The organism is Lysinibacillus sp. FSL K6-0102, assembly GCF_038003545.1.
Lineage (GTDB): Bacteria > Bacillota > Bacilli > Bacillales_A > Planococcaceae > Lysinibacillus > Lysinibacillus capsici.
Genome location: NZ_JBBOPH010000001.1, coordinates 1,290,090 through 1,306,435 on the forward strand (window position 1 = coordinate 1,290,090; position 16,346 = coordinate 1,306,435).

Annotated in this window: 16 protein-coding genes and 1 riboswitch; of the genes, 15 read left to right on the forward strand and 1 reads right to left on the reverse strand. The window is 37.9% G+C overall.

Annotated elements, in window-relative coordinates:
* Nucleotides 1–174: 174 nt before the first annotated feature.
* Nucleotides 175–546, forward strand: a complete 372-nt coding sequence (locus NYE73_RS06075; RefSeq protein WP_259950934.1) for a GNAT family N-acetyltransferase — start codon at nt 175–177, stop codon at nt 544–546.
* Here the strand turns inward: NYE73_RS06075 and NYE73_RS06080 are convergent.
* Nucleotides 543–1,049 carry a DUF309 domain-containing protein gene (locus NYE73_RS06080; RefSeq protein WP_004232196.1) on the reverse strand — a complete coding sequence of 169 codons (507 nt, stop codon included), beginning with the start codon at nt 1,047–1,049 and terminating at the stop codon, nt 543–545. The two genes, NYE73_RS06075 and NYE73_RS06080, sit on opposite strands and share 4 nt — an antisense overlap.
* A 55-nt stretch (nt 1,050–1,104) precedes the next feature.
* Here NYE73_RS06080 and NYE73_RS06085 point away from each other — a divergent pair, with 55 nt between their 5' ends.
* The 14 genes from NYE73_RS06085 to NYE73_RS06150 all read left to right on the forward strand — a co-directional run bounded on the left by NYE73_RS06085 (nt 1,105) and on the right by NYE73_RS06150 (nt 16,231).
* Entirely contained in the window at nt 1,105–1,884 is a 780-nt protein-coding gene (locus tag NYE73_RS06085; protein WP_066036605.1) for a segregation/condensation protein A, read from the forward strand.
* The gene (gene scpB / locus NYE73_RS06090; protein ID WP_048391293.1) at nt 1,856–2,449 is read left to right on the forward strand and encodes an SMC-Scp complex subunit ScpB; all 594 of its coding nucleotides are present in this window, start codon (nt 1,856–1,858) and stop codon (nt 2,447–2,449) included. Before NYE73_RS06085 ends, scpB begins: the two co-directional genes overlap by 29 nt.
* 77 nt (nt 2,450–2,526) lie before the next feature.
* Nucleotides 2,527–3,597 carry a D-alanyl-D-alanine carboxypeptidase family protein gene (locus tag NYE73_RS06095; protein ID WP_115673515.1) on the forward strand — a complete coding sequence of 357 codons (1,071 nt, stop codon included), beginning with the start codon at nt 2,527–2,529 and terminating at the stop codon, nt 3,595–3,597.
* Between the two features lie 103 nt (nt 3,598–3,700).
* Nucleotides 3,701–4,288 carry an alkaline shock response membrane anchor protein AmaP gene (locus tag NYE73_RS06100; RefSeq protein WP_243456064.1) on the forward strand — a complete coding sequence of 196 codons (588 nt, stop codon included), beginning with the start codon at nt 3,701–3,703 and terminating at the stop codon, nt 4,286–4,288.
* Between the two features lie 300 nt (nt 4,289–4,588).
* Complete coding sequence (locus tag NYE73_RS06105) at nt 4,589–5,320, forward strand: pseudouridine synthase (protein ID WP_004232209.1); 732 nt, start codon at nt 4,589–4,591, stop codon at nt 5,318–5,320.
* A gap of 317 nt (nt 5,321–5,637) precedes the next feature.
* Entirely contained in the window at nt 5,638–6,177 is a 540-nt protein-coding gene (gene resA, locus NYE73_RS06110; RefSeq protein ID WP_004232210.1) for a thiol-disulfide oxidoreductase ResA, read from the forward strand.
* A gap of 5 nt (nt 6,178–6,182) precedes the next feature.
* Nucleotides 6,183–7,859 carry a cytochrome c biogenesis protein ResB gene (resB, locus tag NYE73_RS06115; RefSeq protein ID WP_048391292.1) on the forward strand — a complete coding sequence of 559 codons (1,677 nt, stop codon included), beginning with the start codon at nt 6,183–6,185 and terminating at the stop codon, nt 7,857–7,859.
* Complete coding sequence (gene ccsB, locus NYE73_RS06120; protein WP_048391290.1) at nt 7,856–9,037, forward strand: c-type cytochrome biogenesis protein CcsB; 1,182 nt, start codon at nt 7,856–7,858, stop codon at nt 9,035–9,037. The genes resB and ccsB overlap by 4 nt, the downstream gene beginning before the upstream one ends.
* 114 nt (nt 9,038–9,151) lie before the next feature.
* Nucleotides 9,152–9,868 (forward strand): response regulator transcription factor, encoded by a 717-nt coding sequence (locus NYE73_RS06125; protein ID WP_004232215.1) that lies wholly within the window; start codon nt 9,152–9,154, stop codon nt 9,866–9,868.
* A complete protein-coding gene (locus NYE73_RS06130; RefSeq protein WP_048391287.1) occupies nt 9,861–11,636 on the forward strand; it encodes an ATP-binding protein in 1,776 nt (591 codons plus the stop codon). Before NYE73_RS06125 ends, NYE73_RS06130 begins: the two co-directional genes overlap by 8 nt.
* Nucleotides 11,637–11,714: 78 nt before the next feature.
* Complete coding sequence (gene sigX / locus NYE73_RS06135; RefSeq protein ID WP_009370717.1) at nt 11,715–12,248, forward strand: RNA polymerase sigma factor SigX; 534 nt, start codon at nt 11,715–11,717, stop codon at nt 12,246–12,248.
* Entirely contained in the window at nt 12,245–13,531 is a 1,287-nt protein-coding gene (locus NYE73_RS06140; RefSeq protein WP_259950935.1) for an RNA polymerase subunit sigma, read from the forward strand. The genes sigX and NYE73_RS06140 overlap by 4 nt, the downstream gene beginning before the upstream one ends.
* A 143-nt stretch (nt 13,532–13,674) precedes the next feature.
* Nucleotides 13,675–13,860: riboswitch (FMN riboswitch) on the forward strand.
* Nucleotides 13,861–14,077: 217 nt separating this feature from the next.
* Nucleotides 14,078–14,665, forward strand: coding sequence for an ECF transporter S component (locus tag NYE73_RS06145; protein ID WP_036080135.1), 588 nt, complete (start codon nt 14,078–14,080; stop codon nt 14,663–14,665).
* A gap of 219 nt (nt 14,666–14,884) precedes the next feature.
* The gene (locus NYE73_RS06150; protein ID WP_036080548.1) at nt 14,885–16,231 is read left to right on the forward strand and encodes a sodium-dependent transporter; all 1,347 of its coding nucleotides are present in this window, start codon (nt 14,885–14,887) and stop codon (nt 16,229–16,231) included.
* Nucleotides 16,232–16,346: the final 115 nt, after the last annotated feature.

Below are 16,346 nucleotides of genomic sequence, written 5' to 3' on the forward strand. Positions count from 1 at the left end.
ACTAGCGTCCATTACAACATTTATTTTATTATGGGGCGTAGTCTATTGGGTGTTGGCGTCGAAAGGTATTCTCGGACCTGGTTCGTAAGACAGAAATTGGCTTGCGGTAAAAGTACAAATCGTGTAGGATAGTCAAAGATTATGTACAGCTAGAAAAAGAGGGAATAGACAAATATGTTAATTCGATATAAAAAAGCTTTAGAGAAAATAGCAATGGGGCTACTTTCATTTATGCCTAACGAAAAAGACGTAAAAAAGCTTACAGAAACCATCCACTCCTATGAAAATGACGATAATTGGGTTTTATACTTATGGAAAAAGAATGATGAATATGTTGGCATTGTAGGGCTTGTTGTTGACGAGCATAATATAGCCACAATCCAGCACGTGTCGGTGATCCCTTCCTATAGGGGGGAGGGAGTAGCAACGGAGATGCTTCAAGAAGTGGCGGAACTTGGCCAATATGAAAGTGTGCGTGCTACAGATGAAACACGTAGTTTTGTTCGAAAATGTATTCATTGTATCGATGAAAAAGCAGACGATTAACAACGTCTGCTTTTTCTTTGTTTGCTTTCTTGTCGCTCTGCAAGAATATGTGAGCGATCTCGAAGCATATGTTTATGAAGAAGATAATTTGAGCTATTTGATGGCAAAAGCTTTATACGTGCTAGGGCTAAATCCAGCAAGTGAGGTGAGAGAGGAAGCTGGAAAGTTTGAAAGGACTTGCCCATTTCAATCGAAGTGATAGCTTTTGTTATTTGTGTTAGGAGTTCGAGATAATCAATTTCTTGGAAAAAAACATGCCCTTCATTTACTTGAAAGTTATGAAGTGCTTTTTCTAAAATTCGTTTAGCACCAGTATTGTTACCACGTCGCCAATGATAGAAACCTGTTGCCAGCTGCACATAGCCGACAAGCGGATGCATTTTATCACCAGGTGCAATTTCCTTCCAATATTCCTCTAGCACTTCATGGCATTCAAAAAAATCTTGATTGCCATTAAAATAGGCACAGTAATCTATAAATAAAGTATGATGCTGTGGATGCATTTTGGACTCCTTTCCACTATACTAAAAGAACATAGAATCTCAGGGTGGTAAAATAATGTCTTATGAAGTAAAATTAGAAGCCTTTTCAGGGCCTCTTGATTTATTATTGCATTTAATTCACAGATTGGAAATTGATATCTATGATATCCCAATGGCTGAAATTACACAACAATATATCGACCATATTCATGCAATGCAAGTACTAGAGTTAAATGAAGCAAGTGAATATTTAGTAATGGCAGCAACGTTACTGGCAATTAAAAGCCGCATGTTATTGCCAATTCACGAAGGAGAGATGGAGGACGCAGAATTAGAAGTGGACGGCCCTGACCCTCGTGAAGAACTGGTGCAACGCTTAATCGAATATAAAAAATACAAGGAAGCAGCTAGTAATTTGCAGGAGCTTGAAACAGATCGAGCACAGGTATTTACGAGGCCACCTGCTGATTTAACAGGATTAGCCTCAGAAGAACAGATGGCTTTATTTGATTTGAATGTGAATATCTATGATATGCTTGGAGCATTTCAAAAATTGATGCGTCGCAAAAAATTAAAGAAACCATTAAAAACAACTGTAGCAAGGCAGGAGCGATCAGTAAAAGATCAAATGCGCTCTGTTGTGGATTCTTTACGATTAACAGGTGGACGTGCATCATTTTTCGAGCTTTTTCCCTATGAAGATAAGCCAACACTTATTCTGACGTTTGTATCCCTACTTGAACTGATGAAACGTCAGGTCGTCATCGTAGAGCAAGATGGTAACTTTGAAGAATTAACGGTTACCTTACAGAAGGAGGAATGGGAAGATGACGAAAACTTTGATGTTACAGAGTAGAATTGAAGCCTTATTATTTGTTGTGGGAGATGATGGCTTAACGATTAAACAACTTTCACAACTCTTAGGAGAGCAGGAAGAGCTGATTCTGCAAACAATGAATACATTGAGAGAAACCTACGAAGAAGATTTAACAAGAGGAATCACGGTGAAAGAAATTGCAGGCGTTTATCAGCTCATTACAAAATCTGAGTTTGCCGATACGATTCAAAGATTAGTAGAAAATCCAACCGCACAATCCTTATCTCAAGCCTCCCTTGAAGTGTTAGCGATCGTGGCATACAAACAGCCCATTACACGTGTAGCAATAGAAGATTTGCGCGGTGTGAAGTGTGAACGACCAATCCAAACATTAGTTTCACGAGGATTAATTAAAGAGGTAGGACGGTCAGAAGGGACTGGACGTGCCATCTTATATGGAACAACAAAAGAATTTTTACATTATTTTGGCTTAAATAGTATAGAAGAAATGCCTCCTCTACCTGAAGAGGACCTTGCTGATACAGAACAAGAAACAGATTTATTTATGACGAAGTTCCAAGAGACTTTTAGCGGAGCAAAATAATGGTTAGGTATAATGCGTATCCTTCAACATAAATTTAAATCTATAATTTCCTATCACATTGAATAAGGAGTGGCTCGTTGCTTCGGTTATTTCGTTTAACACTGTTTATGATCATTGTGTTAATGGTAATGCTTCCTCAGACTAGCTTTGCAAGAGGAGGAAGCGGCTATGCTGTCTTGGATGGCGATACAGGTCGACTTTTAATTGGATCCAATAGCGATGAACGATTACCTATTGCTAGCCTCACAAAAATTTGGACAGCACTTGTGGCAATTGAAAATAGTGACTTGCAGGATGAAGTCGTTATATCCCCTAAGGCTGCTATGGCTGAGGGGAGCTCTATTTACCTACAGGCTGGTGAAACGGTGACAGTTGAAACGTTATTGTATGGCTTAATGCTACGTTCCGGCAATGATGCTGCAACAGCTTTAGCCGAACATGTAGGAGGGTCTGTAGAGGGTTTTGTCAAATTAATGAATGAAAGAGCTGTTATTGCAGGTCTTACCAATACCGTCTTTATGAATCCTTCTGGTCTTCATCATGATGAGCATTTATCGTCTGCAAGAGATACTGCTGAGATGTTAAGACTTGCGTTGCAAAATAAAACATTTGAGAAAATTGCTTCAACTGTACTTTATCGGGCAAATACAGTAAACGGAATGTTATGGGAAAATAAACACCGTCTATTAAGAGAAGGTTCAGGAATGGCAGCAGATATAGATGATGAGACAGAACAGCCTGTTAGTTCCTTAAAGTCAGCCACTGGTACTGCTTTCGCTGGAAAAACGGGCTTTACTAAGGTTGCTGGACGAACACTTGCAACGGCCTTTCAAAAGGACGGACAAATCTGCATTGTCGTCACATTAAATGAATCAGATGATTGGAATGTACATCGAGGTTTATCCAATAAAGTATGGCAAGATTATAGTCTTGAAACAGTAGTGAAAAAGGGTAAATACAATGTCAATAAAAAGTTGGCTATTCGTTTACAAGAGCCCGTTCGACTACAGTTAAATAAAGAGGAAAAAGAACAGGTGAGGCAAGTATTACATGTTTCAAGGAAACGCCAAGAAGCAGTCTTGTCTATCTTTATAGGAGAAGAACGTATTTATGCAACGCCAGTAAAAGTTGAATCAGCGGATCGTTAAAAACGATTGGCTGATTTTTTACATTATTTGATCAATTGATGTTAAATTTGGTAAAATGATAATGAATGTAAAATTCTTAACTTTCAAAAAAAGGGTGAGGAAATTGAGGAAAGCTTCAATGGAAAGTAATGGTAGGCAAATTCAATTTGGGCTAATCATTATCTTATTCTTATCAAGTTTAATTGTGCCTGTCATTCTTCTATATCCAATTCAAGAGATACTATATCGACCTAATGAATTTTATTATTTTGCACCTTATTTTAATGCTTATATTATCTTTATGGTCTCTTTATTTGTCATGGCCCTCGTACTACTAATCAATTATTTGATCATACCTAAAACGAAAAAAAGAAAGAATATAAAACGTGGTCTAGTATCTACTTCCTTATTAATTGCCTTAGGTTTCATCGCATTAAGCTTTAATACTTATAAATGGATAGATTCAAGAGGTATTCATATGAATCCATTTTTTAGTTTAAAAGTAAATTTTGTCGAGTGGGAAGAAATAGTGAAAGTTGAGCAGGTTAATCTAGAAAAAAGTGGTGTGACAAAGCCTGATCATCTGGTTTTTACATTTCAAGATGGTTCCACAATTGAGGAACCTTTGGCAGGCAATATGGTACTGGCTAAAAACTATATAGCCAATGAGTTAAAGCAACGTGGCCTAACAATTGAAAATGTATACAGATAAAAGCTGCCGAATGGTAGCTTTTTTTCTGTCAAAATAAACATTTTACAATCGATTCGCATGATTATCAAATGAGTATACTGCTAGTAAACAAAACAAAATCTCGGTTCAAATGTTAAGAAATTAACGAACGAGAAATTAGTCGGAATACTCAATTAAAAAATGTGAAATTTGTTTTTCTTTAATAATGTCTAAAAGTATGACATAATTTTCACAGATTAGCGGGAAAAATAACCCTATTCATTGGATCGAAATCGAATGATGACGAACGTGTCAATGTGAAAGAAAACTAGAGGTGAAAAAATGGAAAGATTACAAAAGGTCATTGCCTATGCAGGTGTTGCGTCAAGGCGCAAGGCAGAGCAATTGATTTTAGAAGGTAAAGTTAAAGTAAATGGTGTAGTGGTTCGTGAGTTAGGAACAAAGGTATCTAATTCCGATACAATTGAAGTAGAAGGTGTAAAACTAGAAAAAGAAGATAAGGTATATTTCTTACTTTACAAACCACGTGGAACAATTTCTGCAGTTACAGATGATAAAGGACGCAAAACTGTCACAGATTTATTTCATCATATTCCGCAACGTATTTTCCCAGTTGGTCGTCTTGATTATGATACATCTGGATTATTGCTATTGACAAATGATGGAGAATTTTCCTATATGTTGACACATCCGAAATTTAAAATTGACAAAACATATATCGCTCGTGTCAAAGGTGTGCCAACAATTGAAGGGCTTAAAAAGCTTCAACGAGGGATCAAATTAGAGGATGGAAAGACAGCACCTGCTAAGGTAAGTATGACATCTTTCGATGAAAAAGCGGGCAAAGCTATTTGTGAAATCACGATTCATGAAGGGCGCAATCGCCAAGTTCGTCGTATGTTTGAAGCGATTGGAACACCCGTTGTTAAATTAAAACGCGAACGCTTTGCTTTTTTAGATTTATTTGGTCTTGCTCCAGGAGAATACCGTGAATTATCAAAGCATGAAGTAAAGCAACTACGTGTGTTAGCAGAAACAGGAAAGCTTGATTAATGCAATGTTGCCAGAAGAAAGTGTGGATACCAATAGAGGTATTTGGATGTTTACACTTTCTTTGTGGTGAAATCGTTCATAAATCATTCATAATTAATAGCTAAGTGTTTTTGTATCATTTTGCTATAATAGGTGAGAATAGTACACCTAGTAGCAGTTTGTTCAAAAAAGCTGTAACACATTTAATCCGGTATTGTTGACGTCAATGTGAAAGAAGCTTTTACATATTTATAGACGTATAGAGAATGAAAAAGTTCTATTTGTTTCTTCAATATGTAAAAGCAACGCAAGCCGTAATTGATAGGGGGTTTATTAACTTGGAGAAAAAGAAAAAACGTCTTGTACTGCGAACTGTCATTTTAGCTGTGTTAGCGTTGGCAATCGGGTACACAGTATATGGAACAGCAACAAAGGAAAAAGTAGAGTTAGTAGCAGTAGGCTCTGAGGCACCTGACTTCACGTTAGTAGATTTAAACGGTGAAAAACATAAATTGTCGGATTATAAAGGGCAAGGGGTATTTTTAAATTTCTGGGGAACTTGGTGTAAGCCTTGTGAGAAGGAAATGCCCGCAATGGACAATCAGTATCAAGAATTTAAAGATCACGGTGTACAAACATTAGCTGTCAATATTGCTCAAACAGATTTTGAAGTACAGAATTTTGTCGATCGATATGGGTTGTCATTTCCAGTAGTTATCGACAAAACAAAAAGTGTTATGACTGCTTATAATGTAGGACAATTACCTGCAACAGTGTTAATTGATCCAGAAGGCAAAGTGGCCAAAATTATTACAGGTGAAATGACGGAGAAAGATATTGCTTCGTACATGGAATTAGTGAAGCCAAATAAGGAGTAATGACGATGGAAAAAATCATTTGTGCTTGTGGTCATAGTAATCCATACGGCACGAAGCTTTGTGAAAAATGTGGTCGTCCTTTAACCGAAGAAGAAAAACAAAATAAAGTTGTTGATATGCGCTATGATGGTATGGCCATTCGCTCCAAAACATATAACAAATCATTTGTTGATAAAATATGGAATTTCTTCTCAAGTGTTAAAGTTGGTATATCCTTAATTATTATCACATTAATTGCTGCTTCAGTCGGAACATTACTACCGCAAGAGTTTTACGTAAAAGCTTCTGATATGGAGAAGGGGGCTTATTACGCAGACGTATATGGTACATTCGGTAAAATCTATTATACGTTGGGGCTTTCGGATTTATATAGCTCATGGTGGTTCCAGATTTTAGTTGGTATGCTAGCAGTATCAATTATAGTGGCAAGTCTTGACCGAGGCATTCCACTTTATAAATCATTAAAGAATCAACGTGTTAAAAGACATGAAAGCTTTATGAAGCGTCAGCGCATTGTTGCAGAAGGACAAGTGTCAGCGAGTGCGGAGGAAACGCTTGATAAAGTGGCTCAAAAAATGACTGAGATGAAGTATTCTGTTCGTCGAGATGGTAGCGCTCTCTTAGCTGAAAAAGGACGCTTTTCTCGTTACGGTCCGTACATAAACCATGTAGGTCTCATCATTTTTTTAGGTGGGGTCATGCTACGTCTAGTTCCAGGCTTCTATGTTGATGAATCGATATGGGTGCGTGAAGGTGAAACACGAGCTATCACTGGAATGGAAGGCTATTTCATTGAAAACCGTGACTTTATTTTAGAAACACATGATAATACACCTCAAGGTGAGCAAGTTAAACAGGGGGTGAATGTAGTGGCTAAAAACTTCCAGACCGATATTACACTTTACAAGCAACCTGAAGACGCATTACCTGGGGATACGGAAAATCTAGAAAAAGTAAAAGACTATTCTATTCGTGTAAACCATCCTTTGAAAGAAGATGGCTTTGCTCTTTACCAGATGGATTATCGTCTAAATGAATTAAAACAGATGAACTTTGAATTAATTAATAAGACGACAGAGAAATCATTAGGTAAGGTAGAGATTGATTTAACAAATCCTAAAAAAGAATATGATTTAGGGAATGGTTCATCCGTTCAAATTCTTGTCTATACACCTGATTTTGATGGATTTGAAAATGGAGAACCTCAGACTAAAACGTCTATTCCAAATAATCCTGCATTTTTATTTAAAATGACTACACCAGAAACTCCTGAAGGAGAAGTAAGCTTTGTTGAAATTATGCAGCCTCCTTTAGAACCACTGGGTGAAAATAAATACAGAATGAAATTTGCTAGTGCAGAGATGCGTGATATGTCAGGTATTACGGTGCGAAAAGATAGTACCATCCCTATTCTGTTTGTTGGTGGGGTCATCTTTATGATCGGTGTTGCCATTGGCTCTTACTGGAATCATCGTCGTTTATGGCTTCAAGTGGAACCAGACGGCCGTGTGTTAATGGCTGCCCATGTCAACAAAAATATGTTCAGCATGAAAAAGGATTTAGATGCTGTTACAACATTTGCTGCATTGCCTCCGTATAAAGATCAGTTAGAGAAAGATGAGGCTGACGAAGAGCCCACTAATGGTGGCATTAAAGAAAAGGAAGGTGACAACACCTTATGAGTTTGATTGACTTAAGTGGAAACTTACTATTTGTAGCGTTTATTGCTTATCTAGTTGCGACATTATTATTTGGTGGTTCAATTAAGCAAGGTAATGCTACGGGTAAAAATACTGGCAAATGGGGCAAGCTTGCCATTGTGGTTACTATTATTGGTTTCCTATCACAGCTTGGCTATTTTATTACGCGTTGGATTTATACAGGACATGCGCCAGTAAGTAATATGTTCGAATTTACAACTGCCTTTGGTATGTTCATTGTCGGCGCGTTTATCCTAATTTATTTTATTTATCGTTTGACTGCACTTGGATTAGTGGCACTGCCTGTTGCGCTTTTGATTATTGCTTATGCAGCAATGTTCCCGAAAGAAGTAAGTCCATTAGTGCCTTCATTACAAAGTCATTGGTTAACAATTCACGTTATTACAGCAGCATTAGGGCAATCTATTTTAGCCATTAGTGCTGTGGCAGGACTTATTTACTTATTAAAAGTAGTAGATTTAACAAAGCCCTCTAAACAACGTTTTTGGTTAGAAGCTGTCATGTACTGTCTTGTAGTAGTTGTTGGATTTGTCGCGGTAACATCTACATTTAGTGCTATGGATTATGAGTCTAGCTATAATTATGTGGATAAAGAAGGAACTACTCGTAAAATTATTTACAATTTACCTCCAGTATTCGGTATGAATGAATATGAAGTGATAGAAGAACATGGCATGTCGCCATTAGTAGAAATGCCAGCGTTAATTAATGCTAAAAAATTAACAACCGTTGTTTGGTCATTATTGGTAGGATCTGTGTTGTATTTATTAATTCGTTTAATAGCTCGTCGTCGAATTAGTGCCATTTTCCAACCACTTGTTAAACGTGTCAATTTACAATTACTTGATGAAATTGGTTATCGTTCAGTGCTGATTGGTTTCCCTGTATTCTCCCTTGGTGCTTTAATCTTTGCGATGATTTGGGCACAAATTGCTTGGAGTCGTTTCTGGGGTTGGGATCCAAAAGAAGTATGGGCTCTTATTACATGGTTATTCTATGCAGCATTCCTGCATTTACGTCTATCAAAAGGCTGGGAAGGTCGAAAATCTGCTTGGTTAGCACTAATTGGTTTTGGGATTATTTTATTCAACCTAATTGCTGTTAACTTAATTCTTGCAGGTTTACACTCCTACGCGTAACCTGTGAAGCAACAAGCCTTTTCGCTGTAGCGAAGAGGCTTTCTTTTCTTTTCAATATGTGTCACACCATGTACAATAGAAGTTAGAGAAAGATGGAAGAGAGGGATCGTGAAAGTGTCAGAAAATATTTCAGTATTAGTAGTAGATGACGAGGATCGTATTCGCCGCTTATTAAAAATGTATCTTGAGCGAGAAGGATACCTTGTTGACGAGGCCGAAAATGGAGAACAAGCGATCGAGAAATCTTTAGAAAAAGAGTATCACTGTATTTTACTTGATATTATGATGCCTGAAAAAGATGGGCTAGAAGTGTGTGCAGAAATTCGAGAGCGCGCAGCAACACCAATTATTTTATTAACTGCCAAAGGCGAAGAAGCGAACCGTGTACAAGGCTTTGAGCTTGGTGCAGATGACTATATCGTAAAACCATTTAGTCCTCGTGAGGTTGTGTTACGTGTGAAGGCTATTTTACGTCGTTCACAGGCTTTCTCACCAACGACTAATGCATCTTCTTCAAAAGATTTAGTGGTGTTCCAACACTTAATGATTGACCATGATGCACATCGTGTGACTGCAGAAGGCATTGAGGTTAATTTAACACCGAAAGAGTATGAATTGCTGTACTTTTTAGCGAAATCGCCAGACAAAGTATTTGACCGTGAACAACTACTAAAAGAGGTATGGCATTATGACTTCTTTGGTGATTTACGCACAGTAGACACACATGTAAAACGTTTACGTGAAAAGCTCAACCGAGTTTCTGAAAACGCTGCTAAAATGATTGTGACGGTTTGGGGCGTTGGATACAAATTTGAGGTTGTCAATGAATAGAATATGGAATAGTGTTGTCGGGAAGCTATGGGTAACCATATTGCTTCTCGTTTCATTTGTATTATTTGTTTTCACGGTATTAATGCTTGAATTTCTTCAAAATTACCATATGCAGCAAGCAGAAATTTCATTGCGACAAACAGCAGCAACGGTAGCTAGTATAGTGGATGACAATGAAACAGCCGAATCTACCTCTGAATTATTAAAAGATATTTTACCTACAGGGACCAATGCATTGATCGCTATCAGTCATGTTGAAGTGTCCTTTGCGATGCAAGAGGGTGTCAACAAAAAAGAAATACAAGATACTATATTAGCCAATAAATCTTTTCATGAAGTGTTTCAATCAGATGAGCCGATTATTAAAGAAATGATGATGCCTTCTTCAACTGATCAAGAAAAGATGGAATCTTATGTCGTACTTGGTTTTCCCCTAAATGTTGAAAATGCAGTACATGGAGCTGTCTTCATCTACCAAAGCCCAGATGCGCTACATAAAACGTCTAAGGAAACTACGAAAATTGTCTTTTTAGCAGCCTTCATAGCATTTGTGCTGACGACATTCTTCGCATTCTTCCTTTCTTCACGTATAACTTCGCCATTAAGAAAAATGCGTGAATTAGCTTTTGAAATTGCAAAAGGGAATTTTGAAGCGAAAATGCCTACTACCCAAAATGACGAAATTGGTCAGCTTGCCGTTGCCTTCAACCAAATGGGCCGTCAATTAAAGCATAATTTAGAGGTTATCAACCAAGAAAACGAACAGCTTTCTAATATTTTGACATCTATGACAGATGCAGTGATTACGTTTAATCGGGATCGTACAATATTATTAAGTAATCCACCAGCCGAACGTCTGATGCAAAAATGGTTTGTCAACAAAGGCTCACAAAGTGCAAAACCTATTCCGCCAGAGCTGTATCATATGCTTGATCATGTCCTGATGTTTGAGGATAAACTAGAAGAGGAAATTGAAATGGATGGTAGCTATTATACATTTACCATTAGTCCTCTTTATAGTGGGGAAATGATACGTGGTGCTGTCGCTGTTATTCGTGATATGACTGAACAGCATCGCTTAGAAAAACTAAGATCGGATTTTATTGCGAATGTCTCTCATGAGCTTCGGACACCGATTGCCATGCTCCAAGGTTACTCAGAAGCATTAATGGATGACGATTTTATTCAGGATCAAGAAGAGCGAAATGAGATTACCAAAATTATTTATGATGAATCGAAGCGAATGGGTCGCCTTGTGACAGATTTATTAGATTTGGCACGTATGGAATCAGGGCATATGACGCTTTATAAGGATGAATTACCAATTAATTCTACTTTTGAACGTATTACACAAAAATTTGCACAGGTAGCAAAAGAAAAGCACGTTCGTCTGCTGTTTGAGAGTGAATTTAATGACGAGGCCATGATTAATATAGATGAGGATCGCATTGAACAAGTGCTTACAAATTTAGTTGACAATGCCCTGAGACATACAGATGAAGGGTCTGTGACTGTAAAAGTAGAGCAGGAGCCGACATTTGCTAAAATATCTGTTCAAGATACAGGACATGGCATTCCTCAAGAGGACTTACCCTATGTCTTTGAACGTTTTTATAAAGCAGATAAGGCACGTACTCGTTCCAAGGGTGGAACTGGTCTCGGCTTAGCCATTGCTAGAAATATTGTGAAGGCACACTCAGGTAATATTATGGTAGACAGTGTGTTGAAGGAGGGTACGACCTTCACGTTTTATTTACCGTTCGATTAATAACAAGTATTGCTATTAATTGGCTGTAACTTCTATGAATGTAAGACGACAAATATTATAGAACGGGGGTGGAGTGCTTTGAATGACTCCGTGTTCCATCGACTATACGATGCATATCACCAAGACGTGTTTCAGTTTTTAATATATTTAGTAAAAAACCGTACACTTGCCGAAGATTTAGCACATGAAGTTTATGTACGAGTGTTGCGCTCATACGATCAATTTGCAGGCAATAGTAGTGAGAAAACTTGGCTATTTGCTATTGCTAAAAATGTAGCAATTGATCATTTTAGAAAGCAAGCTGTACGTCAAAAGCATTCACATGATTTCTTTGACTGGGAAACGGAACAGCTCCATTCAACCACGCCATCACCGGAAGATATGCTACAGGCCAGTGATGAATTTATGCAGGTAGAATCAGCACTTGAAAACTGTACAGGCGACCAAAAAATGGTCATTATTATGCGCTATTTTCAAGATTTATCGATTGCAGAAACAGCACAAATACTAGATTGGACAGAAGCTAAGGTAAAAACGACCCAGCATCGAGCCATTAAATTTTTAAGGCAACAGCTACAGCCGATTAGAGAACAGGAGGCGAAACGGCAATGACGCATAAGCCATTTGATGATGAACAGCTTGAACATGTCTTGAACAATGCCCCTAAGCTTTCTGACCGCCGTTCAAAAGAAGAAATATTAAATCGGTTAATGGCAGATGCTCGCTTGCAGGATAATAGTCACCTACAAGAAGCGATACAACAACCTATAGAGAATGAAGAAGCACAACAAGAAAGTAAATCTTTAATACAAGATGAACGACCATCACGATTTAAGTTCCGAAAAATGCCGATTTTTACGAGTGTAGCAGCAGTTTTCGTGATAACGGTACTCGTTGGCTTCATGTTCATGAATAATGACGCTAGCCAAAAAGATCTAGCTAGTACGCCAGAAACGGCTAATTACTCTACGTTACAGGAAGATCGTTCTGCTAAAGAGGCAGCTACCCAGGATGAGGCACTTCAATCCAGTATTGTATCGGAGCATGAGCGTATGCTATCTTTACGGTCGTCTGTCTATGAGGAAGATGTGAAAGATGCTGTCGTTTTCCGTATTGGTTTGGCAGGACGCGATGCAGAAAGTGTTCCAATGACATATGTGATACCAAATGAGCGTGTAGCAACTGATTTTGGAACAGAAAAGCCTTCTACCCTACAGATGTATGAAAAATATGCTCCTCAAATAGATGAAGAAGCCAAAGGGTTTACGGATTATCATCCTTTTAAAGGTGAACTGAAGGAGAAGGAAGACAAGCTTGTCCACGTATTACCAAAGGACAATGACTATGATGTTGCATCAGCTACCGTTAATGAGTACAAAGGGACTTTAGAGGATACCTTCTCGGATTCTGAATATACGGAAGTTGAGATTCAAAATGAAGATGGCACACCTTATGAGTTTTCTCAGGAGGGTGAGCCAAGTCAAGCCATGTCATTAACAAACGCCAAGCATTTTAATTATTATTTATACCAAGATGGTAGTGGGGCAGAATACCTGTCACCAGATTTCCGTCAAACATTTGCTAATGTTACAGAGGCACTTACACTAATGAAAAACAAAAATGATGATGTTTATGTAACAGTGGTTCCTGAAAATGTAACATATACCGTGAAAGAGGAAGCAGAAGGTGTAGTCGTAACATTCGATATTCCCTTAGATTTAGCATCGATGGAGCCAATTCGCGCTACCCAATTGATTGAAGCTATGATGTTAACTGCTGCTAGCTTTGACCAACAATTACGCTTGGATAATGTGGTCCAAGAAAGCTGGGAAGGATTCGATTTAAAAACGTATTTGCCCAAGCCTGTGGGGCCAAATAAACAATATATGCCTTAGTCAAAATCAAAAATGGAGCATTCCTGTAACATGGAATGCTCCATTTTTACAATACTTACAAATCTAATCGGAATTTTTTAAGCAGAACTATTTACTTTTTCTTAATAATTAATTATAGTAAGGTTGTAGTATAAAATAATATGATTCATCTTCGGGGCAGGGTGAAAATCCCGACCGGCGGTAATAGAGTGGTGAACCGTTAATGTTTCCATTAACTCGAATGGTTTATGCTTCGCTCTTCAGCCCGCGACCTGTGCAAATTTATTTGCATGGCTGACTTGGTGTAATTCCGAGGCCGACAGTTAAAGTCTGGATGGGAGAAGATGGAGGTACGATCGTCATTCATTGTTATGAAATAAACTATGACCGAGCGCTTTTTTTGTATGGCTTTTTAAACAGTGCTCAAAAATAGTTTAAATTGACGCTTATTCGTCATGCCTTTCTCCCTTGTGCTCTTTATGCATAAGGGTTTTTTCGTGCTAACAATTGAAAGATCGTCACCTTTCTTCTTGCGAGATTGAATCAGCAAAGAGGAGAGAGTTTTCTATGAAGAAAAATGTTAAACTTCAATCGTTTATTACGATTGGCATGCTGAGCAGTATTTCGTTTTTATTAATGCTTTTTAATTTCCCAATTCCACCATTCCCAGCATTCTTGGAAGTCGACTTTAGTGATATGCCTGCATTAATAGCAGCCATCACAATGGGGCCTGTAGCTGGTATTTTAGTAGAATTATTTAAAAATGTATTGGATTGGATTTTCTCTGGAACGCCAACAGGTGTGCCAGTAGGTCATATTGCCAACTTTGCAACAGGTATTTTATTTATTTTGCCTGTAAGCCTTATTTTTAATCGCTTTAAAACAATTGCTGGTCTTGTTGGAGGTTTAGCGACAGGAACAGTCGTAATGGCAGTAGGGATGAGTATTTTAAACTACGCAGTATTTTTACCGATGTACACATACTTCTTAGGAATGGAACCTGTTGTAGGTGACTCACTTTATAAAATGATTATCGCTGGGATTTTACCATTTAACATTGTGAAAGGTATTTTATTAACGGCTATTATGGCGTTTTTATTTACAACTATGCGCAAGTGGATCGACCGCCAGCGTTCTATCTATATAACAAAATAATTTTTACTAACCTCGGGTGAACATACCTGAGGTTTTTTGTTGGAAGGAATGATGGATAGGGAAAGGTGTGAAGAATAGAAAGGCAAAACTAACGGATAAATATAGAAAAAAGTAATGGGGTAAAAAAGCTAACTAGTACTTTATAATTATAATCTAGTCGAAAGCTATATTTTCATGTAAAATAGAGAAGAGTTTAGAATGTTTGAGGAGTTTGAAGAGATGAGTGGAAAAAAAGGACAATGGTCTAGTAAATTAGGTTTTATTTTAGCGTCAGCTGGTGCGGCGATCGGACTAGGGGCAATTTGGAAACTTCCCTATGTAACAGGACAAAGTGGTGGAGGAGCATTTTTCCTTATCTTTGTGTTATTTACCTTGTTAATAGGACTACCGATGTTATTGTCCGAGTATGTTTTAGGACGTGGTACACAATCCGAGGCTGTAACAGCGTATAAAAAAATTGCTCCAACTAAGCCAGGATGGGCCTGGATTGGTCGAATGGGCGTGCTAGGCTGTTTTTTATTATTAACTTTTTATAGCGTTGTTGGAGGTTGGATCTTTATTTATAGCGGGCTAGGTGTAGCTGGCGCGGTAATTGATCCAGCAGTAGATCCTGCTGAATTATTTGGAAAAATTATAGGCACGCCTTGGATTACGCTAGTTGGTCTAGTGTTGTTTACATTAGCCAACGTACTTGTGATTTCATTAGGTGTACAAAATGGGATTGAAAAGGCCAATAAATGGATGATGCCGTTACTTTTCATAATGTTTATTGTCCTTGTTGTGCGTGCAGTTACATTAGATGGGGCAATGGAAGGGGTAAAATTCTTCTTATGGCCTGATTTCTCGAATATTACAGGTAAGGCATTATTAGAAGCCTTAGGGCAATCGTTCTTTGGGTTAGCAGTAGGTTTTTCTTGTCTAGTTACATATAGCTCTTATCTAAAAAAAGATGTCAGTCTTCCGAATTCAGCGGGTTCTGTAGTGCTGTTAACCGTGCTTGTTTCATTTTTAGCAGGTTTAGCGATTTTCCCTGTTGTGTTCGCCTTTGATTTAGAGCCAGCAGCGGGTCCAGGTTTGCTATTTATGGTGCTACCAACAGCATTTAGTCAAATGCCATTTGGTGAAGTGTTTTTAGCCATGTTTTTATTGCTATTTTTATTTGCTACATTAACGTCATCATTTAGTTTATATGAGATTATCGTCGCGGCATTTATGGAGCATAGTCAGAAATCGCGTCCAATGTGGACACTTTTACTTGGTATAGTCGTGTTTATTGCAGCCATTCCAGCAGCGCTTTCTTCGAGTGTTTTATCGGATATAATGATTTTTGAGAAAAGTATCTTTGATGCAACCGATTTTTTAGTGTCGAATATCATGCTTCCGCTAGGGAATTTATTCATTGCTATTTTTATTGCCTATGTAGTGGATAAAGAATTTGTGAAGAGAGAATTGCTAACGGGAAGTCAAATGGGACAAGGGTATTATTCGACATATCGTATGTTAATGCTAGTTGTTGTACCGATTATCATTCTAGTTGTGTTTGTTAATATGCTACTGCAGTATTAAAGAAAAGGTATATTCCGCCATAGGAAAAATACCTTCTCTTAGTGTTAAAAACATAACAGTCAATAGAAAGGTAGAAGTGGATTTCTATTGCAAGGCTACTTGCTTTCCTGTGGGC